The sequence below is a fragment of the Bacillus sp. JJ1503 genome (assembly GCF_036965125.1).
Taxonomy (GTDB): Bacteria; Bacillota; Bacilli; order Bacillales; family Cytobacillaceae; genus Cytobacillus.
In genome coordinates this window covers 3,540-4,454 of the sequence record NZ_JBALOZ010000315.1, presented here as the reverse complement: position 1 = coordinate 4,454, position 915 = coordinate 3,540, and the positions used below count along the sequence as shown (strand labels likewise).

The 915-nt window shown below is 35.6% G+C and carries 2 protein-coding genes; both read left to right on the top strand.

Going from position 1 to position 915, the window contains the following annotated elements; genetic code table 11:
* Positions 1 to 198: amidase domain-containing protein (locus V7149_RS21245; RefSeq protein WP_335347585.1), on the top strand; the 198-nt coding region annotated here is incomplete at its 5' end.
* Between the two features lie 82 nt (positions 199 to 280).
* A complete protein-coding gene (trmL, locus tag V7149_RS21240; protein ID WP_438824141.1) occupies positions 281 to 754 on the top strand; it encodes a tRNA (uridine(34)/cytosine(34)/5-carboxymethylaminomethyluridine(34)-2'-O)-methyltransferase TrmL in 474 nt (157 codons plus the stop codon).
* Positions 755 to 915: the final 161 nt, after the last annotated feature.

Below are 915 nucleotides of genomic sequence, written 5' to 3'. Positions count from 1 at the left end.
GATGTCATTTGCTACGATTTCCTAGGGGACGGACGATTTGATCATACGACAATTGTAACGGCAAAGGATGCAAATGGGATGCCTTTAGTCAATGCCCATACAACAAATAGCCGGATGAGATATTGGGCCTATGAGGATTCAACTGCCTACACACCGAATATTAAATATAAATTTTTTACAATAGTGGATGATCAATGATTGGAAATGAAACCTTTTTCCTGTAGAAGGAGTAAATCAGTGATATAATAATCGATATAGTTTATTTTTTGAGGTGACAAACGTGGCATTGCATGTAGTTTTATATCAACCAGAAATTCCGGCAAATACAGGAAATATCGCTCGTACTTGTGCTGCGACTGATACAACCTTGCATTTAATTCGTCCTCTCGGCTTTTCAACTGATGATAAAATGTTAAAACGAGCTGGATTGGACTATTGGCAATTCGTCAATATCATTTATTACGATTCGCTCGATGACTTTTTTGAAAAGACGGGAGGCGGGGACTATTTTTTTCTAACAAAGTTTGGTACGAAGCCTCACTCTTCATTTGATTATAGTGATAAAGCAAAGGATTATTATTTTATTTTTGGAAAAGAAACAACTGGCCTGCCTAAGGACATTATCGAGAATAATAAGGAACGTGCTCTTCGAATTCCGATGAATGATAATGTTCGTTCCTTGAACTTATCCAACACTGCAGCCATCCTTATATATGAAGCATTACGCCAGCAAGATTATATACATTTACTGTAAGGAAAAGGACTAAATTAAGTAGTTCCAATATGTGGAGAAAAACTTTATTAACACTAATCAGCAGATTTAACAAAGAATAACGCTCAGGTACTGAGTGTTATTTTTTTGTCACTTTTGTGAAGAAAATAATACGGACAGTCATTCCGTTATTTTCATTAAAT